The sequence below is a fragment of the Candidatus Fukatsuia symbiotica genome (assembly GCF_003122425.1).
Taxonomy (GTDB): Bacteria; Pseudomonadota; Gammaproteobacteria; order Enterobacterales; family Enterobacteriaceae; genus Fukatsuia; species Fukatsuia symbiotica.
This window is the reverse complement of the sequence record NZ_CP021659.1, coordinates 1,475,950-1,496,671: the sequence shown is the minus strand read 5'-3', so window position 1 is coordinate 1,496,671 and position 20,722 is coordinate 1,475,950. Positions and strand designations below refer to the sequence as shown.

At 42.0% G+C, this 20,722-nt stretch carries 12 protein-coding genes and 1 pseudogene; 5 read left to right on the top strand and 8 right to left on the bottom strand.

The genetic code is table 11. The features are described from left to right. Positions 1-52: 52 nt before the first annotated feature. The 5 genes and pseudogenes from rpoD to CCS41_RS15640 all read left to right on the top strand — a co-directional run bounded on the left by rpoD (position 53) and on the right by CCS41_RS15640 (position 9,921). On the top strand, positions 53-1,957 hold the full coding sequence (gene rpoD, locus CCS41_RS07405) for an RNA polymerase sigma factor RpoD (RefSeq protein WP_275887691.1): 1,905 nt from the start codon (positions 53-55) through the stop codon (positions 1,955-1,957). A gap of 106 nt (positions 1,958-2,063) precedes the next feature. Then, positions 2,064-4,138: pseudogene (gene ppk1 / locus CCS41_RS07400) on the top strand (polyphosphate kinase 1). Between the two features lie 60 nt (positions 4,139-4,198). After that, a complete protein-coding gene (locus CCS41_RS07395; protein WP_119797451.1) occupies positions 4,199-7,468 on the top strand; it encodes an Eco57I restriction-modification methylase domain-containing protein in 3,270 nt (1,089 codons plus the stop codon). A gap of 94 nt (positions 7,469-7,562) precedes the next feature. After that, on the top strand, positions 7,563-9,074 hold the full coding sequence (ppx, locus tag CCS41_RS07390) for an exopolyphosphatase (protein WP_072549583.1): 1,512 nt from the start codon (positions 7,563-7,565) through the stop codon (positions 9,072-9,074). 118 nt (positions 9,075-9,192) lie between these two features. Beyond that, the gene (locus tag CCS41_RS15640) at positions 9,193-9,921 is read left to right on the top strand and encodes a hypothetical protein (RefSeq protein ID WP_072549584.1); all 729 of its coding nucleotides are present in this window, start codon (positions 9,193-9,195) and stop codon (positions 9,919-9,921) included. On the opposite strand, the gene CCS41_RS07375 is transcribed toward CCS41_RS15640, so the two are convergent. The 8 genes from CCS41_RS07375 to sctC form a co-directional block, all read right to left on the bottom strand. Continuing rightward, positions 9,899-10,390 carry a methylated-DNA--[protein]-cysteine S-methyltransferase gene (locus tag CCS41_RS07375; RefSeq protein WP_072549585.1) on the bottom strand — a complete coding sequence of 164 codons (492 nt, stop codon included), beginning with the start codon at positions 10,388-10,390 and terminating at the stop codon, positions 9,899-9,901. The two genes, CCS41_RS15640 and CCS41_RS07375, sit on opposite strands and share 23 nt — an antisense overlap. Before the next feature lie 142 nt (positions 10,391-10,532). Beyond that, positions 10,533-11,993, bottom strand: coding sequence for a hypothetical protein (locus CCS41_RS07370; protein WP_072549586.1), 1,461 nt, complete (start codon positions 11,991-11,993; stop codon positions 10,533-10,535). A gap of 34 nt (positions 11,994-12,027) precedes the next feature. Beyond that, the gene (locus CCS41_RS07365; RefSeq protein WP_072549587.1) at positions 12,028-13,407 is read right to left on the bottom strand and encodes an IpaD/SipD/SspD family type III secretion system needle tip protein; all 1,380 of its coding nucleotides are present in this window, start codon (positions 13,405-13,407) and stop codon (positions 12,028-12,030) included. A 214-nt stretch (positions 13,408-13,621) separates the two neighbouring features. Then, a complete protein-coding gene (locus tag CCS41_RS07360; protein ID WP_072549588.1) occupies positions 13,622-14,875 on the bottom strand; it encodes an IpaC/SipC family type III secretion system effector in 1,254 nt (417 codons plus the stop codon). 33 nt (positions 14,876-14,908) lie between these two features. Then, positions 14,909-16,948: a type III secretion system translocon subunit SseC family protein gene (sctE, locus tag CCS41_RS07355; RefSeq protein ID WP_072549589.1), complete on the bottom strand. Its 2,040-nt coding sequence runs from the start codon at positions 16,946-16,948 to the stop codon at positions 14,909-14,911. Positions 16,949-16,953: 5 nt separating this feature from the next. Further along, positions 16,954-17,445: a type III secretion system translocator chaperone SicA gene (sicA, locus tag CCS41_RS07350; RefSeq protein ID WP_072549590.1), complete on the bottom strand. Its 492-nt coding sequence runs from the start codon at positions 17,443-17,445 to the stop codon at positions 16,954-16,956. A 188-nt stretch (positions 17,446-17,633) separates the two neighbouring features. Continuing rightward, positions 17,634-18,803, bottom strand: a complete 1,170-nt coding sequence (gene sctW / locus CCS41_RS07345) for a type III secretion system gatekeeper subunit SctW (protein WP_072549591.1) — start codon at positions 18,801-18,803, stop codon at positions 17,634-17,636. Further along, a complete protein-coding gene (gene sctC, locus CCS41_RS07340; RefSeq protein ID WP_083429560.1) occupies positions 18,794-20,446 on the bottom strand; it encodes a type III secretion system outer membrane ring subunit SctC in 1,653 nt (550 codons plus the stop codon). The genes sctW and sctC overlap by 10 nt, the downstream gene beginning before the upstream one ends. Positions 20,447-20,722 lie beyond the last annotated feature (276 nt).

Genomic DNA, 20,722 nt, shown 5'->3' with positions numbered 1-20,722 from the left:
TCTGCACTGGCCGCCATAGTGGGCAGCGGTGATCTAAAAAGCCCCAAATGTTATTGTTGGCAGCTTCGCCGACCGACACCAACCCAAATATACTCGCAAGCGTGGATACCGTCTTATGGAGCAAAACCCGCAGTCACAGCTAAAGCTACTTGTCACCCGTGGTAAGGAGCAAGGCTATTTGACCTATGCTGAGGTCAATGACCATCTGCCGGAAGACATCGTCGATTCCGAACAGATTGAAGATATCATCCAGATGATTAATGACATGGGCATACAAGTGCTGGAAGAAGCACCTGATGCTGATGATTTGATGTTAGCCGAAAATACCACTGACACCGATGATGACGCCGTAGAAGCGGCGGCACAGGTGTTATCCAGTGTTGAAGCTGAAATTGGGCGAACAACCGATCCCGTACGCATGTATATGCGTGAAATGGGCACTGTTGAACTCCTGACACGAGAAGGCGAGATTGATATTGCCAAACGTATTGAAGAAGGGATCAATCAGGTACAGTGTTCAGTTGCTGAGTACCCTGAAGCTATTACTTATCTGTTAGAGCAGTATGACCGTGTTGCCGCGGATCAAGCCCGACTGTCCGATCTGATAACCGGCTTTGTCGATCCTAACGCACAAGAAGATATTGCACCGACCGCCACCCATGTTGGTTCTGAATTATCCGCTGAAGAAATGGTGGATAACGACGAGAGTGATGAAGACAATGACGATGATGCTGAAACCGATAACAGTGTTGATCCCGAGTTGGCACAGGAAAAATTCAGCGAACTGCGTGAACAATATGAAAATACTAGGAAAGAAATTAAAAAGAATGGTCGTAACCACGCCGATACTGCCGCTGAGATCCTGAAACTTTCAGAAATATTTAAACATTTCCGGCTAGTACCGAGGCAATTTGACTATCTGGTCAACAATATGCGTTCAATGATGGATCGCGTTCGTACCCAGGAACGTATCATCATGAAACTCTGTGTTGACCAGTGCGAAATGCCAAAGAAAATCTTCGTTACCCTGTTTGTTAATAACGAAACCGATGAGACCTGGTTCGAAAATGCCTTGGAAATGGGTAAAAGCTGGTCTAAAAAATTGCACAACGTTGCCGATGAGGTAAAACGTAACCTGCAAAAATTACGCCATATCGAAGAAGAAACCAGTTTGACCATCGAACAGGCTAAAGACATCAACCGCCGTATGTCGATCGGTGAAGCCAAAGCACGGCGTGCGAAAAAAGAAATGGTAGAGGCTAATTTACGTTTGGTGATCTCAATTGCTAAAAAGTATACCAATCGTGGCTTACAGTTCCTTGATCTGATTCAAGAAGGCAACATTGGTTTAATGAAAGCGGTTGACAAATTTGAATATCGCCGTGGTTATAAATTTTCTACTTACGCTACCTGGTGGATCCGTCAAGCGATTACCCGTTCGATTGCTGATCAAGCGCGTACCATCCGTATCCCAGTGCATATGATTGAAACCATTAACAAACTCAATCGTATCTCACGCCAGATGCTACAGGAAATGGGACGAGAGCCAACACCAGAGGAATTAGCAGAACGCATGCTAATGCCAGAAGATAAAATCCGCAAGGTGCTGAAAATCGCCAAAGAACCGATCTCAATGGAAACCCCGATCGGCGACGATGAAGATTCACATTTGGGTGATTTTATCGAAGATACCGTGCAAGAGTTACCGCTCGGATCGGCGACTTCCGAAAGTTTGCGTTCAGCGACTCATGACATACTGGCAGGTCTTACTGCCCGTGAAGCAAAAGTGCTGCGTATGCGTTTTGGTATCGATATGAACACTGACCATACCTTAGAGGAAGTGGGCAAACAGTTTGATGTTACCCGTGAACGTATCCGCCAGATTGAAGCCAAAGCATTGCGTAAACTGCGTCATCCAAGCCGTTCCGAGGTGCTACGTAGTTTTCTCGATGATTAATATTACCACCACCTACTCTCCCTACCCAAGGTAGGGAGATACTGCGTTAATATGGCGAGATCCTTATCAGTTTCCAGACACTGCCACCGAAATTAACGGAGTCACCATGAGTCAGGAAAAACTCTACACCGAGAAAGAACTGAGCTGGTTGTCTTTTAATGAACGAGTACTGCAAGAAGCGACAGACAAAAATAACCCACTGATTGAGCGAATGCGTTACCTTGGCATTTATTCCAATAATCTGGATGAATTTTATAAGGTGCGTTTTGCCGAATTAAAAAAGCATATCTTGATTAGCGAAGAACAGGGTTCACGCGTCGCGTCGCGCCATTTGCTAAAAAAAATTCAGGTCAAAGTCGTCACGGCCGAACAGGCCTTCGATAGCCTATATAACGAATTGTTATTGGAGATGGCACGTAAACAAATATTTTTGGTTAATGAACGACAAATTTCAGAAAATCAACAAATCTGGTTGCGATACTATTTTAAACAGTGTCTGAGGCAACATGTCACGCCGATTTTGATCAACCATGATACCGACCTGGTACAGTTCCTAAAAGACGATTATACCTATCTGGCAGTCGAAATTATTCACGGTGCCGATACAAAATATGCACTGCTAGAAATCCCGTCAGATAAAGCGCCACGTTTTGTTAATTTACCCCCGATGCACCTCGGCGCCGCAAGCCCATCATACTACTGGATAATATACTACGTTATTGCCTCGATGAAATTTTCAAAGGCTTTTTCGATTACGATGCCTTACACGCCTATTCGATGAAAATGACCCGTGATGCCGAATACGATTTAGTCACAGAAATGGAATCCAGCCTATTGGAGCTGATGTCATCCAGCTTAAAACAGCGTCTGACCGCAGAACCAGTGCGCTTTGTTTATCAACAGGATATGCCCAAAAAAATGGTGGCGCTGTTGCGCAAAAAACTGGCGATCTCTAATGACGACTCGGTGATTGCTGGCGGGCGTTACCACAATTTTAAAGACTTTATCAATTTCCCCAATGTTGGCAAAAACAATTTACTTCATCGCCCAATGCCCCGCTTACGACATAGTCGTTTCAATCAATTCCGTAATAGTTTCGATGCGATCCGCGAACAGGATATTTTATTGTATTATCCTTACCACACCTTTGAACACGTCCTGGAGCTATTGCGCGAAGCTTCCTTCGATCCGAGTGTCCTTGCGATTAAAATCAATATTTATCGAGTAGCAAAAGATTCACGTATTATTGATTCCATGATCCATGCTGCACATAACGGTAAAAAAGTCACGGTAGTCGTGGAATTACAAGCCCGCTTTGATGAAGAAGCGAATATCTATTGGGCAAAAAGCCTGACGGCAGCGGGAGTGCAAGTTATATTCTCGGCACCTGGCCTAAAAATTCATGCCAAACTGTTTTTAATATCTCGCTATGAAAATGAGCAAATTATCAGATATGCACACATAGGTACCGGTAATTTTAACGAAAAAACCGCTCGCCTTTATACCGATTATTCCTTGTTAACAGCAGATGCACGTATTACTAATGAAGTACGCCGTGTATTTAGTTTTATCGAAAATCCTTACCGTCCGGTTAAATTCGATCATTTAATGGTCTCACCGCAAAACTCACGGTTAATGTTATATCAGTTAATCGATCAAGAAATTATCCATGCCAAAAATGGAAAAAATGCAGCCATTAAACTGAAAATTAATAACCTAGAAGATCACGGATTGATCGACAAATTGTACAGTGCTTCGAGTGCTGGTGTGCAAATTCGCTTATTAATACGAGGTATATGCTCACTGATACCCAATATAGCCGGTATCAGTGATAATATTCAGGTCATCAGTATTGTTGATCAGTTTTTAGAACATGATCGCGTCTATGTATTCGAAAATAAAGGCGATAAGTTAGTTTATCTATCATCTGCCGACTGGATGACCAGAAATATCAATTACCGGATTGAAGTCGCCGTTCCTATACTCGATGTACGGCTTAAACAACGAGTATTAGACATTTTGGATTTGTTGTTTAGCGACACAGTCAAAGCCCGTTATCTTGATAAAGAACTGAGTAATCGTTATGTGCCTCGCGGCAATAAGCGCAAAGTACGGGCGCAAAGTGCTATTTATAATTATTTACAAGCGTTAGAACAGCCAGAAAAAGACGCCGCGCAATAGGTTTTGCAGTCAGTCTCATGTAATATTGCATTGCACAAACCCATCACAAGGCAGTTCGTAATGAATCAGTCCACTTACGATGCGATCCAGGAAAAACGCTTAAAGCCATGGCAAGGCGAAGAAGAAGTTCGGTATACATGGAATAAAGCGATTGAAGATGAAACCGGGCTCCACTTAAATGCTGAACGAGAGCGAAAGGATGCCAGCCTCAACCATGTGATTATTGAGTACAAAGCACCGGGCTTGTTCAACGGTAAAAAGGGTAGCCCTGCCTTTAAAAATGCATCTCAAGAGCGCTTATTACCTTATATTCAAAAAGAATCAATAAAGACCGGAATTCCAGAGTCCGATTTCATCGGTATTGCGATTGACGGGGAGCATATTTGCTTTACCCAGGTCATAGACGGTGAGATAAAAACACAGCATCTCATGCCATTCTCCCCCTATTCTGTGGAGATGGTGCTCGATGCTTTTCGTTCTGATACCCGTAAAGGGTTGACAGCCGAGAACTTGCTTGCAGACTTCGGGCATGGCTCATCAAATGCAAGAGCCTTTATGCAATGTCTATCTGATGGCCTATACCACTATGTCACTGCAAGTAGTAACAATAAAGTTCAAATGTTATTTGAAGAATGGAGAACGTTATATGGCCAGGTTGCCGATATGTCGGTTCTGCAAGCGGAAGCCATAAATAAAGAACTCGCATTTAGCTGGATAGGTACAGAGAAAGATTCAATTCCAGCAAGGCTGTTCGTCATTCATACTTATAATTCGATGTTAATCAAACTGCTTGCGGCAGAAATCGTTGCCGCCCATGGCATTACGTCATCTGAACAACCTGCTCAAAACATGGCAGCACTTAAAAGTGACGATCAGTTATTAGATTTTCTTTATCAAGCGATTGAACACGCATCATTGTTTAAAGATGCAGGGATAAATGGATTCATTGAAGAGGCCATTTTTAGCTGGTATATCGATCTCGCCCGACACGACATCCTACCCTCGTTACTACCTTCATTGCGCCGTCTATTGTCAATGCTGTCGCTTTACCGTTTGGATAAACTTGAGCGCACCCGGGATGTTTTACGTGACTTATACCAGGGGTTAGTTCCCGGCAAACTGCGTCAAAGCCTAGGGGAATTTTATACACCAGACTGGCTGGTTGACTTCACGCTAAGTCGTGCCTCCGATGATGCGATTTTACATCAGCGAGCGCTCGATCCGACTTGTGGCTCTGGTGCATTTTTGTTGGCAGTGATACGCAAGAAACGAGCATTAGCCCAGCGAAAAGCGTGGTCGGCTGAGACAACGCTAAAAAATTTATGTAACAGTGTATGGGGTTTTGATCTCAACCCGCTTGCAGTTCAAACAGCCCGTGTAAACTTCTTAATTGAAATCGCGGATTTACTGGCCCAATGCCCAGGCACTGAATTTGAAGTACCTGTTTTAATGGCAGATGCTGTCTATTCTCCAGCGTCTTTGCCTAATGGCAATACGTCTGTCGTTGAATATAGCATTGGTAGCCAAATAGCAAAACTTAATATCCGCTTGCCTGTTGAACTTGCGTTTAACCGCAAGCTGCTTGATGATGTTTTCGAGCGTATGGCGCAAGATGTAGAGCAGAGCCTTGAATACGATGAATCAAAGAAGAAACTATCGAGCTATCAAGTCATAGATCCGCAACAATTAGAATTGTGGGAAAAACCGCTACGCTACACCTACGACCAAGTATTGCATCTCCATAAAAAACAATGGAATGGTATTTGGTTTCGTATTGTCAGAAATTTCTTTTGGTCTGCAACAGCAGGCAAATTTGAACTGATTATCGGCAATCCACCCTGGGTACGCTGGTCAAAATTACCGGATCTTTATCGTGAGCGAGCTAAACCCACATGTGAAGACTACGGAATATTCTCAAAAACCAAGCGGCACGGGGGTAATGAACTCGACATTTCCGCCATGATTACCTACATAGTGTCGGACAAATGGCTAAAAGATGATGGTAAGCTGGCGTTCGTCATCACGGGAACCTTGTTCAAGAACCCTTCATCAGCGGGTTTTCGAACATTTAAGCTTAAACCTAAACACTGTGATTCCATGTATCTACAGCCGTTATCAGTGGATGACATGAAGGCGCTCAAACCTTTTGAAGATGCAAGTAATCATACATCGGTCGCTCTCTTTGCCAAGGCAGCTTCACAAACAAGCTACCCTGTTTCATATCAGCTTTGGAGACCTTCTGCAGGACAAAAACGTACCATAAACGCAAAACACTCTCTCGATATCGTACTAGGGCAAATTGAGTCAATTGAGCACGAGGCATTTCCCGTGGAAGAACCGGGTTCTCCCTGGGCAATTTTGCCTCCTGGCCGATTTGAGGCGATTAAGTATTTATCTAAACCATGCACTTGGACCAAAGGCCGTAAAGGAATTACCACAGATTTAAACGGGGTTTATTTCGTCCCAATACTTCAAGACAACGGTACAGCAGTCCAAGTTCAGAGTCGACCAGAAGCTGGACGTAAAGACATTGCGGCTCAGAAAAAAGCATGGGTTGAACCTGACATGTTGTATCCCTTGATAAAGGGGGCTGGCGACTTTGAAGAGTGTTACCTCAAGTTTGCATCTGAAAAACACACTGCACAGCGACTATATGCGTTTGTACCAAACGTTGGTATTTCAAACTCTGATTACGAGAAGGCAGAAACGGATCTTGGCTCTCCACGATTAAAGAAAACATCAGCGTGGTTTAAGTCGTATCAACAGCTTTTACTTGATCGATCTACTTACCGCAGACAAATGAAAGGTGCTCCGTTTCATGCCGTTTATAACGTCGGTGATTATACTTTTAAACCTTGGAAGGTTATTTGGCCGGAAATGTCCTCATCGTTCTATGCTGCGGTTGCCGGTAGTGCGGATGTCCCAATTGTAGGAAGTCGCCCATACGTACCCGATCACAAAGTTTACTTTGCATCGTTTGACGACAGAAAAACGGCCTTTTATCTCTGTGGGTTACTCAATTCGACCACAGTTCAAGAGTGGATAAATTCTCACAACGTATCCATTCAAGTGGCAAATGTTTTTAAACATCTTAATTTACCCGAGTACGACTTTGGGAACATTCAACATCAAGAACTGGTTAAACTCGTTGAGTCGGCTCATTATGAACATAATAGTGAGTCCCGCAAAGGCATTGTTGGGAAAGTTAAAGCTACAGCCGAGAGAATTTTAACTACTTGGAGTGGAACACTAAAGGCCCCTATTTCAATCTTAAAATCTGAATACCCCAGAAAAACAGGATTAACGACTACTCCCGTTGATAATATATAATAATTTATGTTTGTCCATTATCAATAATGGGTATAAGTGGGTTTCGGTGCTTGTACCAAGCCATCGAATATCAATAACGGTTACTCAAAATACTATGCCGCTACACAGTAAATGTATTCCACAAGAAATTGCCGCCATCGATCTCGGCTCCAACAGTTTTCATATGGTCATTGCCCGTATCGTTAACGGAGCACTTCAGGTTCTGGGTCGTTTAAAAAAACGGGTTCACTTGGCTGAAGGATTAGATAACAATAACCTGCTTAGCCAAGAAGCGATGGAACGCGGGCTATCCTGCCTGGCATTGTTTGCTGAACGTTTGCAAGGTTTTTCACCGGATAATATCCGCGTCGTGGCAACACACGCGCTGCGACAAGCAGCCAACGCCGATGTTTTTCTGCAACGAGCAGCGTTAGTGATCCCCTATCCAATTGAAATTATTTCCGGTCATGAAGAGGCTCTCCTGATTTTTAGAGGTGTTGAACATACTCAACCAGAGAAAGGCCGTAAATTAGTGATCGATATTGGCGGAGGCTCGACAGAACTGGTGATCGGCGAAGATTTTAAACCCTTGCTAGTAGAAAGTCGTCCTATGGGTTGTGTCAGTTTTGCGAAAAAATTCTTTCCTGATGGGGAAATCAATAAAATTAATTTTCAACGTGCCCAACTGGCAACAACGCAAAAATTGGAAACCCTCGCCTCGCAATATAAAACCCAAGGCTGGCAATATGCGTTAGGCACTTCCGGTAGCATCAAAACGGTAACTGAAATTTTGCTGGCAATGGGCGAAAAAGATGGACTGATCACAGTAGAACGTTTGCAATTGTTGCGTGACCAAGTACTACAATTCAATCACGTTAACACACTTAAATTACCAGGCTTGCCCGAAGATCGTCGGTCGATATTTATCCCTGGATTAGCCATCATCAGTGGCATATTTGACACCCTCGCCATCAACACACTGCGCTTTTCCGATAGTGCCTTACGTGAAGGTGTTTTATACGAGATGGAAGGACGTTTCCGTCATCAGGATATTCGCCAGCGTACCGCCCAAAGTCTGGTTGATCATTATAATATTGATCGTAATCAAGCACGGCGCGTGATGCAAACCAGCCAACAACTTTATGCACAATGGCAAATGCAAAATAGCAAACTAGTGCAACCACACCTGACACCGCTACTAAAATGGGCAGCGATGCTACATGAAATAGGTTTAAGTATCAATCACAGTGCAATGCAACGGCATTCAGCCTATATACTACAACACACCAACTTGCCGGGTTTCAATCAGGAACAACAACTCTTACTGGCGATGCTGGTGCGTTTCCATCGTAAGACAATCAAATTAGAAGAATTGCCCAAATTCAACCTATTTAAGAAAAAACATTATCTGCCCCTGATTCAACTATTACGGCTCAGTACCCTACTTAACAACCAACGCCAAGCTACCACCACACCCGAAAGTTTACAGTTAATTACCCATGATAATCACTGGACATTGCGTTTTCCCCAAGACTATCTCGCGCAAAATAATTTGCTAGCGCTGGATTTTGAGCGTGAACAAGCTTATTGGAATAACGTCACCGACTGGCAATTAACTATCGAATAAATTAATCTACATTCTTTAGACAGGATATCTTCCTTAAGTTATCAGATTTGAGTTGCATATAGATCAAAAATTCAGTATCTTGACATTATTAAGAAATTATTAGGAAAGGATCATTTGCATGGCACTGGCAGCACTTGATACACAACAGGTTGTAGAAGAACTTGAAACAGCCGGCATCTTAACAGCTCACGCTAAAGCAATTTCTTTTGTTATCCGTAAGTCTCAGGAAGCCGTAGACGTCGTGACTAAGCGTGACCTCGATGACTTACATAGGGACATAGATACCAAATTTGAAAAAACTGACGCCAAAATAGCCGAAGTCCGCAAAGACATGGAAGCAGGCTTTGAAAAAACTGATGCTAAAATAGCCGAAGTCCGTAAAGACATGGAAGTAGGTTTTGAAAAAACTGATGCTAAAATAGCTGAAGTCCGTAAGGACATGGAAGTAGGTTTTGAAAAAACTGACGCCAAAATAGCCGAAGTCCGTAAGGACATGGAAGTAGGTTTTGAAAAAACTGACGCTAAAATAGCCGAAGTCCGCAAAGATCTGTCTGCTGAAATATCAGAAGTCCGCAAAGACATGGAAGCAGGTTTCGAAAAAACTGATGCCAAAATAGCTGAAGTTCGTAAAGATATGGATGTACGCTTCGAACAAGTCGATAAACGCTTCGAACAAGTCGATAAACGCTTTGAGCAGGCGGATAAATCACTGAACGACTTTAAACAAGAAACGATAAAACGTTTTGATAAACTTGAATCGAAATTTGATCGTGTACAATGGTTCATCGTTGCTGCTGCGCTTACCCTGATATTCAAGGAACACATTACCCGTTTGCTTGGCATGTAATTTTGTCACCGGAGCCTTCATGCTCAATCAACCACTGTTTGATGGTTAATCCTGCTGCGTAGCCAGTAAGATGGCCATTGTTACCTATCACGCGGTGGCATGGAATGATAATCGCAATCAAATTTTTCGCATTGGCAGCACCGACGGCTCGACAATAATTCGCCGATTCAACAGCTAATGCCAGTTGTTTATAGCTCCAGGTTTCGCCAAATTTTATTTTTTGTAATTCACACCATACTTTTTTCTGAAAATCAGTCCCGCCAGGATCGAGAGCAACAGTAAATGTTTTCAGTTTTCCGGCAAAATACTTTTCTAGCTCATCGACACAATGTAGCAATAGAGAAGTAGGCTTCACCTCAACGGTTTTTTCATTAACAAAGTCAATACGTTTAATGCCGATTTCGCTTGCCTGTATCTGCAAAAATCGGGTAGCAAACCCTGGAGGTGAATCAATATAATAATGATACATTTAAACCCTGCTCCTATGCGCTGTCGCTTCACCTTGTGATCAAAGGACTCGATATGCGTTAACCTGACGAAATACCGACTCTACTCCGCTCGCTACCGCTGCACAAGCCATCTTTTTTACTCAGTTCATGTATAAATAATCATCAAAAACGATTACCGACCTGTGGTTGAACTCGTGGTACATTGGGTCCCATCCCCCATCCTGATGATCCAGGTGAAAGAACCACTTTTTTGGGTGCATTAAGCTGTACCCATTTCCCTTTATCATTCTTTTGCCACCCTCCTATTCCTGTTCTCGCTTCAGGCGGCGCTTCTTTATTCTGCTCTTTGGGTTCTGATGGCTGAGCCTCTTCATGGATACGTGGATCGGGGACAGCCTGTTTGTGTCCATTTCGCGGTTCTTTTATTTCATTAGCCCGCTCTTCTACTAATAATTCCGTTTGATTCTTTGCATCAGCGGTCTCTTTTTTTCTTGACGGTGGTAAATTTGGGCGTTCAACCTCCTCCTCCGACGTTGGCAACTGTGCTTCAACAGTAAACTCAACGCTGAATGGTCCGAATGGTCCGAATGGTCCGGCAAGTTCTTGCTCATTACTTTGAGGTTCAGGTACTCTTAATGAAGAGTCGGGTGAAACACTGTGCTTTTCAGGCATTTCCTTCGGATCCGCTTTCTGACTGCTAGCACCAAAATTTAGTAGCATCGCAGCTACACCTTGCCTATGAGTACACAGCTTATAAGGGTCTAAAGATGCTGGCTGTTGCATCAGTGTTTCAATCATCGTTCTAACATTTTTGCTTAAACTGTCATAGTCACAATCAAGAAGTGATTTAATGTGCTTTAGATATTCAGCATTGATTTCTTCATTTGTAATGCGTTTTGATTGCCTATAAGCACTGACTTGTTCTTTGATTGCCTCAAATTTACCATATTTTGTTCCGTTCCCACTATTGATAAAGAGCTTATGTAATTTTTCTGTTTTAACGGTTTTAAGTAATTCAGAAAATTCTTTAACTATTTTTTTCAATTCAGAATCGTCTTTTGTACCTGATATACCTTCGATAATAGAAACTGTTCGATAGAAGTCATTAATCTCATTATTAACAGTGATATTTTCTTTCGAGATACTTGCAAGCTTAGCGTCAATTTCTTTAATTTGCTCAGCATTCATCCCTATTTTTTTCAACCAAGTCTCTCTGTTAGCCTTGCCTTCATGAGTCAAAAAAACATCTGAGCGCGACTTTGTTGTGGCAACATTTGGCGTTGTCGTTTCATTACATTCATTGGTACTAGCAGCCTGGTTATTTTCGTTGGCACTACTATTACTCTGGTTCTTTCCGTTGAGACCAGTAGTCTGACCCTTTCCGTTGGTATGGGTATTAGGAGGAGTGCTGCCAGTCACTCGTTCTAATTCCCCAGAAAATGTTCCGCTGCTTTCAAGTGAGCTGCCGTTCTCACTGTTACACGATGATAAAACTTGAGGATCATTACCCCCAAATTTAAACATTACTGTAAAAGTAAGACCCAATCCTTCATTATTTTTACCATGAGGAGTGGCTGTCTGAATAACCGCACCTCTTGAAACACTTCCCGTTACCGCTGTCATATTTCACCCTGATTAATAAAATAATTTTTAATTATTATAAGAACGCCTTATCGGTTTCTAATAAAGTTTGTATAGTTTGACTCAATATCCTTACCACATTATCATACACGGCGTTAGCTTGACTTAATTTTTTGAATAAAGTATTTACCCTGTTTTCTATCGCATCTTTTTGTATATCAAATCCGACCTGAAATTTTTGATGTTCAGTGGCGGTCATATCCTTATTTGGTTCTGGTAAGCTGGCTATTATCTTTTCCACAGGATCAAAATCAATATAAACAACGAACTTCTTGCTATTTCTATCAAGATGAACGTTTGAGCTTGAGAGTCCGAAATTTTCTGCCCACTTTTCTGCTTTAGCTTTAGCTTCCGCTATACTATCTCCATCGCTTTCGATATAACCAACGCTATACAATTTTCCACCCTCTGAATTCGCTGAAAAAGGAGCATAGTGGTCACGTTTCAAAGCATCTAATTCAATTTTTAGATTAGCAACATCTATTTTAATTTTATCGCCATTACTTGTGGTTAACTTGCTCATTTTGGTAACCAGAGCACTGAAATCTTTGTAAAAATCAGCATATTTTTGCGCTGCAGCTTGATAAATATCTAAATAATGATTTTTTACATTGTTGATCCCTTCGACAAGTTTGTCAGCAATTTCAGAACTGGATAACATCTTTTCTTCCGTTGTTCCATTTTGCTGTATAGGAGGAGAAAACATATGATTATCCAATAATGTATCAGATACAGCCTGCATTTCAGGATCTTTCTGTAATCTGGGTACCTCCGCCATCTCTCCCTTTATCTGTTTTTCTAATTTTTCGGGATCTATTTTAGATAGCCAAGGCGTTACCTGTTTTAAAATAGTCTGATGTGCCGCGGCATTGCTTGACATTGAATGTGTGGCTAATTCTATTTTAGTAAAGCTACGGGATAAAGATTTTTCTAAACCGGCGAGACGTGGTAACTCGCGATTTTTTTTCTGTGTTAAATCTTCTAGTTTTTTGCTGGTCTCTTTTATTTCTTCGCTATTTTTTTCTATATCATTTTCTGAACTGCTGTTACCCTGTAACAAGTGATCTCTTTCTTCATTTAACCGGGTTAACTTTTCAATGTTCTGATATATTTCTATATTATTTTCACTTTGTGCTTTTTTTGATTCAAAGATAGAACATAAAAAACCACATTCTTCCTGAATTTTTTTGTTGTCAATCCTTAATTCTCTGGTGAATTGTTTTAACTCTTCTACTCGTTCATTACCTGTCGTCAGGCTATTAACGCTTTCTTTTCCCAATTGGACAAAATCACCAGCCGGCCTGGTATCCGGTTCAATGCCCCCTCTTCCTTTTGCATGATGAAGCCCTACAGAAAGAAATGTAACATTATTTGATGTATTAAGAACCTCACCCATAGTAGAGTATCCTTTTATCTGTTGCTTAATTTAAGCATTAAAATTGCGTGATGCTATTATAATGAGATTATTTTGATTAACCGTCAGAAAATGTAATTTCATGACAGTGATTATTAAAGTTATTTAAAGAACAATCCGAAAATAAACGCATACCGTCTTTATCATTTGAAATCCCCGTTGATTAAGCGGGGATGATAATAAAAAAATTAACAGCTTATGCTCTCATGTTTCCAATGATTGTACCGTCAGTACTGTTCTTATTTGCCATAGTATTAAATAACGTTTCGATTATTTTATTAAGAAGCTCTTGCTGCTCCCTCAATTTTTCCTGACTGTGCTTGGCTGCCTCAGCAAAAACACCGGCTGCATACTGAAACAGGATCGCCTTTGCTGATTCCGCATGTTTTAGACTTTCACCAATACCGCCAATCATACCGGTCAGAAGACTATTACTTTGAACCAGTGCTTGACCGACCATCTCCAGACGCCTGCCATCACTCTTCAGTTTATCCCCAGCGTCTTGATGGGACTGGGCCTGGTCATTATTCGCCTTAATCTGCGAGCTGAGGTCCTTTTTATCCTTCGCAGTCAAGCCCGTATTATTATCAAGCTTAGATTGATCCTGCTGTGCTAGGTCCCGATGTCCTTTCGCAGCAGGATCGTTATGTTTAAGCGCACGGTTTGACTTCGTTATCCCTTGATGCTGTTTATACAACCCAACCCCGGTAACCAGTGCTCCAACAGCGGCTGAGGTTATCGCTACCGTCAGCGCAATTCTACCTTTTGTACGTTCGGTTTCCGCTTGACTTTTTGTCGCATCCAGGCCCATCTGCATCTGTTTTGTGAGAGTTTCCTGCCTACTATTTCGCATTTTGAGCATCATCTCAGCAATCAACGCCATCATCTCATTAATGCCACTTTGAGACGAAAAGTTAGTAATATCAAAATGGTATTCTTCTTTTGCTTTCTTTAAACTCTCCTGGGTAGATTTATCAACCCGCTCAGCAATGTTATCTCTAACCACACGCATCTCATGTTTTTCAATTTCTTCACCCTTATCCCACTTGTCCATAATAGGCTCAGCGATCTTATAGATTTCACCCAGGGTTTTCTCATCAAAGATGAGAGCAATAGCATCACGAGGTAAAGTACCCGCACTGCTTGGCAGTGCTTCTTTTGCCATGCTAGCCTCGTCAATACTTTTTTTAGTACTGTTAGCCAGTTTCTGAAACAGTTCCAGTATTTCTTCTGCTTCTGCACCAGGGTTTTCTGTCGGTGGCGCTAAAACAGGATCAAAGGTTCTTTCACCCGAAGAAGATTTTGTCGCGTGATTGATGATCTGACTTGATATGCCTGGTGCTACCGTTTTAATTCCATCCTGATTTTGTTGATGAGTAATGGTTCCACTTACATGAGAGGTATCCGTTAATCTAACTGAAGCTCTAGTTGATACTTTCAAATCTAGCATAGTCTATTTTCCTTCTTTATTTTGATTTTAAAATTAAGCGCGACGACGACCACTCAGATTACGTGTTATCGCTCGAGCGGTATTGTGTCTGTCTTCTTCAAAGCTAGACATAGTCGTCATAATGTCCTGTGTCGTCTTCAACGATCTCTCAAAAGCCTCAACGAGCAGTGACAAAAACTCGCGGATCATTTCCAACTCTTTTTCTGTCAATATCATATCGGCCTTCGCATTGAGTGCATTTTTAACCGATACATTAGCGGCAATATTTAACCCCGATTGCGTAGCAACATTGGTTCCTGTCAGCGCAAGATTGGCATACTTCAGTTTGTTACCGATCAAGGCGGGATCGGATTTAATGTTCAACTTGTCGAGCGTTTTCTGCGTGCCCTTGGTGATAGACTTTGAAATATTGCGCGCCATGTTTGCCGCTTGCCGTCCGCCCTGGGATACTGACTTACCGACAGCACTCTTTGCTATTTTACTGCCCACATTGGACACGGCCTTGCCAACAGCTGTACTAGCAAGTTTACCCGCCAGTTTTCTTGCCAACGGCCCGCTCATGGCTTTTATCGCAGCACTGCCGCCCGCTTTCAGTAACACCACAGCAGCAACCATAACAACCACGGCGGCCACTGCTGCTAATGTAGCCGCAAGAATGTCGGTAGCCTCTTGACCAATGACTTTATCAAGCCCCGTCTCTTTTAATATCTTGATAAACAGGTCAGTAAAAAATTTTATCATCGGCTCGACGATCTTTTTCATGACCGGATCCATTATCCGCGCTGACAATGATTCCACGCCGGCCGCTTCCATAATTTTATCTGTTGCCAGCAGAGCCAAACCCACCGCAGCAAACGCTAAACTCGCGCCGCCCGTAAATACGGCAGCGACGACCGAAACCGCCAGGATTAAGTAGCCAAGAATTTGACCGATACAGCCCATGGTTTTTTGCAACTCTTCCGCTTTACGCAGTTCTGCGGCCTGTTCTTCCGCTTGCTTTTCCAGCTCTAACTGACGATGTTCCTGTATTGCCTGAAACAACTCTTTATCGCTTTTTAACTTCTGGATTGCATTGTCACTCAACAGGCTGCTAAAAGTCGCCATCAGTAAACTTAAACGCGCCGTGTTATTGACTATCTCCTTTGAGGATGCTTGTAATAGCTGAGGGCTAATACCCGGGAGATTTTTAATTTCAGTCAGCAAGTTATCACTGATGGTCAATTTTTCTTTCGCCACACTGCTAGCAGCAGATAATTTGTCTTCTAGCAATCTGATTTTTTCGTTCGCGTTGCTAACTGCCTGATCAGCTTCTATTTTTTCATTCTTTGCATTATTGAGTTCAGCCTCGGCTTGTCGACGCTGCAGCGCATGTTTATCCGCATCCTGTTTCGCAGCTGCGGGCGTCTCAGTCAAGGCTTTTAATGCTTTTTTTGCCTGCTCCAAACGTGCATTTTTTCCCGTTGAGATGTCTTTTTTCTCTTGCAAACTATTTACTGCGTTTTCTAACAGTGCATCCTGTTTTTCAACTTCGTCGGTGGCAATCTGCAATACTTGCTGTGCATCTGTCAGCTCAGCTGACATCTTTTCACCCTGTGCTTTCAATGCATTGCGCATATCAGTGAAAAGGGACAAACGGTTTTTAAGTTTTTCTAGCGACATATCTCCCAGCAAGGCCGTCAGTTGCCCCATCAGTAACACCAATTTAGCCGTACCATTGAGATGTTCACCCTTTGCCACTTCGGTTTTTAATAGGGCTTCAGATCGGTGCTGTGCCGCTTTATTGCTGATTGACTGTTGCACTGTTGTTTTAGGTAACGCCAGTTCGGGTATGCCTTGAATATCATCTTCTGATAGCATGGTTTCCCCTGTCGCGAGACTCACAGCAAGAACGTCGTCAAATGCTTTTTGTGCTGAAACATGAATCTTCGCAATATTTTTTTCACTGATATGCGCTTTATCAGCAATAACATGGGCGAGAAGATGATCTCCACGGTTATCACCGCTAAATATTCGATTTAAATTGGCCTGGGCTGTCCCCATTTTTGACCAATCTTTTTTATTCATATCAGTCATTATTATTATTCCTCTTCTGCTGTCTCTTCAGACTTTATTGGTTTCAGGGTGTCAAGATAAGCTTTTGCTTTCAGACATAAGTTATTGTCATTACTCTGTTGGCACACCAATTCAAAACATTTTTTAGCATTGAGGATTTTCCCCATCAATAATTGACATTGTCCGTTGAAAAAAACGGTTTTGTAATCGTTTTTACTCAATGCGAAGGCCACAGCATATAAATCGGCAGCCTTCTGAAATTGTTTTTTAAGTTGATATACTGCTGCCAAACCGGTGAAATAGTCAGGATTGTAAAAATCGTACATACAAAGAAAACGAAAAAACGTTTCTGCATCATCGAGTCGACCTTGATGATAAAAATCATAGGCATGTGCATACAGCCCTTCCATCATTTCTTCAGGGATCCCATGAATATCTTTGAGGGTCGCAGAATCATTGACGGCATCCAAAACCATTTCGGTGATTTGTTCTTCGGTGATATTATTTTGCTCTTGCATAAAAACTCCTATTAGAATGTCACCACCAAAAAGATGGGGTGAACGAATTAAAACATCATAGTGAGCGCGCATCATTCAAATATCGCTCATCCAAAATATTAGGTTATGTTCTACTCTCTTATTACTATTACTTTTAAACCGTTTTCAATTTCGCTTATAAATCACTTTATCAAGAAATAACGCGATAATTATTTCGGTTTCTTTACTGCCTTTTTTCTCCTGCGTTCAATTTGCTCGTGTTTATAAGCAATTTCAGCAAGTTCTTTAAATCTGTCATCCAATAATTGGCTATCTTCTGGTTCAACAAAAATTTCTAATGGTAAAGATCGACAAGCACGATAAATCACTTGTAATAATACAGAGCGCTGGGCATGTCGACTGAAGAAAATACGTTCTCCAACCACTTCACGTAAAAAATCATCGAGGTTATGAGGCTGTTGCAAAACACAAAGCATAAACAGTAACCATGCTTTTTCACTTTCATTAAACGTACATACCAAGGGGGTCTGTAGTACTTTTTTAATAAACAACTCATCACTGGAACGTAATAATTTAAGCTGCCCAAGTTTGCCTAATAAATTACCGAATTCATGGCGCGAACAACTCGGATCCTGTGATTCGATATCCGTTAGCAACGTACTTTCCATAAAATCGACAATAGCCGCACGCCGTTGATAGCCGTAACTCACAATCCAATCCTGATAAATATCAATTTCTCTGGCATCGCTCTCTAAAAAATTACGATAACTTTCACGAATTAACGCCGGATTCAGTGCTAATGCTTTGCCAAAAAGCCGCGCTTTTAACGCTGAATTGATACCGGCTTTCAAACGACGTGGGTCCGCCGTGGCCTCAACATGCTTCAGCAAGGCGAGAAGCCGTTTTCTTATCACTTCTTCTAAATTACGACGACGTAATAACTCACGTAATACCAGTGCTAAATCACTATCATCAGCAAAAAAGAGGTGCGCATGGCGCAATAAATTTTCAATATTCACCCCTGATAAGGAAGAAACCGCTTTGAGCAGGGCATTGACTTTAGGTAACACATCCTCATCAAGCACACGTTCAAAACTTTCTGATACAGCTCCGCCGGTTTTCTTTTCAAGATCACGTCTATTACGAAATAATGTCAGTGCTGCCGACATTTCATCGGTAGACTGATGAAAACGTTGTGCCTGTGCTGCCGGAGAATCATCATCGAAAAATTCGGTACCTCCTGCTTCCATTGACGCAGCACGTGTTGCTTTTTCTTTGTTGACTTCCTTTTCTGCCAATTTCCTTGCGTCCTGTTTAGCATGGTAGCGCTGACTATTCACTTTGGCGATGGAAGGACGTGCTCGACTTATCATGTCCATTTTTGGCTATCCAGATAATTGCGCATCCAGTCCTGCAAGGGTTCAGCCGAGAGATCTTTCATCATGTCACCCACCATATCACTGGCATCACGGCTGAGCGGGGCATCAATTTCACGCGGTTGGATGAGGAATACCCGTACAGTATTAGCATTAGAGGCCTGGGTGTAGCGAAACAAACCGCCTACCCAAGGTAAACTGCCAAGCCCGGGGATTTTCGCCTCCTTGGTTAAACTAGAGTCACGGGTGTAACCGCCGATCAGTAAACTTTTGCCTTTGGGCACCCGTGCCACAGTACTGATATTGGTTCGCCCTACTTTGGGTAGCGCGGTTTTTGTTTCATTACCGGTTTGTGGCACCTCATTACCATCTTCAATGTTGAGCATCATTTCTATCTGATTAGCTTCAGAAAAACGCGGTAATACACTAACCAGGGTGCCGTAAGTCACATGCTCTAACGATGCCACTTTATCGCCCACCACAGAGCTGTAAAAGGTGCGGCTGTTATCAAAGATGGCAGGAATATTTTCTTGTGTTAGGACAATCGGGCGTGAGACAACGTTGGCTTTTTCTTTTTTACTCAACGCCAGAATGGAAGCGATAAAGCGACTACCATTTAGGGTACTGTAAGATCCGCCATTGAAACTCGCTCCCATCTTGCTACCAATAGTCACACCGCCTTGCCATTCAACACCCAGTTGATCCAATGCCGTTTTTTCTAAATCGATGATCCAGACTGAAAGTTCTATGTGGCGTTTAGGTTGATCTAATTGCGCGATCAGATTTTTTACAAAGGTAATCTGTTCGCCGTGCCCTTTCACTAACAGACTATTGGTGCTGGGATTCGCAACCACTTGCAATACATTACTGGGCGCCCGTTTTCTCAATGGCTGCGCTATCGTATTACTAATCGTATTCTTTAAAGAATCGGCAAGCCCCATGGGTGCTTTATAAGGCAAGGATTTATTTCCTTGCTCTGAAAAATTTGGCATTGTCGGCGCGCTCTGAAAATCTTCTATTTTATCCGCCTGGATAACTTCTACCCGTTGCTGATTGCCTGCCAATAAATCTTTAATAATCCGAGCAATACCAGGGATTTGTACTTTTTGACCACGGTAATCATAGCTACGATCATCAACAAAGGTATTATTCAATTTAATCACTGCCACTTTTTCTTTGCCATTAAATCCAGAAACCTGGTTATCTAAAAATTTGGCGGTTTTAGCCACTAAATCGATATAAACGGGTGGCCCGGAAACATAAAATGTGTCGCTAACCTCATCACCACGCAAGGGATAACGTTTATCATAAAGATTGGCTTTGATTAAAAAGTTTTTAACGATCGAAAACGAAGTGTTATTCAAATTTATCATTGAATTACGCATTTCAGTTGAATCATAAACATAAATTGACTGACCGTCGTGGTACCAGATTAATCCCAACTGAGAGGATAGTTTTTCTAACAATCCCTGGGGATTATTTAAATCAAAATTGCCGCTAATATTTTTGCGTGCCGCTTGTTTACTGAGTACTATCGGCTTATTTAATACCGATGAAAGTGCATCGAAAATACCTTTAACACCCTCTTTTTTGGCAATATAACCTTGAGGATTAGTTTGTTGAAACGTAATAGGTTGCAATTCCATAGATTGTGCTAATGATAAGTTCGATGAACCTAGAAAAATAACGGAGGTTAATATATAGAATAATATTTTTTCATATACCCATCTTGTTTAATTGAATTGTGTTAGCCATGTGATTAATTGACGAGGATAATGCCCTAATAACCGTTGAATGATCCTGATGTAAATATGATGAGAGGAAATAAATTTTCCTCTGCAATCAAAACAAATTTAAATCAAAAAGAGTATTTCAATCTTCATCATATTTACATCAGGATTGCTAGCCGGCTTTAGGGCATT

What these genes read in the sequence shown, in the direction of transcription:
- CCS41_RS07395 (WP_119797451.1), top strand. Translation starts at nt 4,199, where the DNA reads ATGAATCAGTCCACTTACGATGCGATCCAGGAAAAACGCTTAAAGCCA.
- ppx (WP_072549583.1), top strand. Translation starts at nt 7,563, where the DNA reads ATGCCGCTACACAGTAAATGTATTCCACAAGAAATTGCCGCCATCGAT.
- CCS41_RS15640 (WP_072549584.1), top strand. Translation starts at nt 9,193, where the DNA reads ATGGCACTGGCAGCACTTGATACACAACAGGTTGTAGAAGAACTTGAA.
- CCS41_RS07375 (WP_072549585.1), bottom strand. Translation starts at nt 10,390, where the DNA reads ATGTATCATTATTATATTGATTCACCTCCAGGGTTTGCTACCCGATTT.
- CCS41_RS07370 (WP_072549586.1), bottom strand. Translation starts at nt 11,993, where the DNA reads ATGACAGCGGTAACGGGAAGTGTTTCAAGAGGTGCGGTTATTCAGACA.
- CCS41_RS07365 (WP_072549587.1), bottom strand. Translation starts at nt 13,407, where the DNA reads ATGGGTGAGGTTCTTAATACATCAAATAATGTTACATTTCTTTCTGTA.
- CCS41_RS07360 (WP_072549588.1), bottom strand. Translation starts at nt 14,875, where the DNA reads ATGCTAGATTTGAAAGTATCAACTAGAGCTTCAGTTAGATTAACGGAT.
- sctE (WP_072549589.1), bottom strand. Translation starts at nt 16,948, where the DNA reads ATGACTGATATGAATAAAAAAGATTGGTCAAAAATGGGGACAGCCCAG.
- sicA (WP_072549590.1), bottom strand. Translation starts at nt 17,445, where the DNA reads ATGCAAGAGCAAAATAATATCACCGAAGAACAAATCACCGAAATGGTT.
- sctW (WP_072549591.1), bottom strand. Translation starts at nt 18,803, where the DNA reads ATGGACATGATAAGTCGAGCACGTCCTTCCATCGCCAAAGTGAATAGT.
- sctC (WP_083429560.1), bottom strand. Translation starts at nt 20,446, where the DNA reads ATGGAATTGCAACCTATTACGTTTCAACAAACTAATCCTCAAGGTTAT.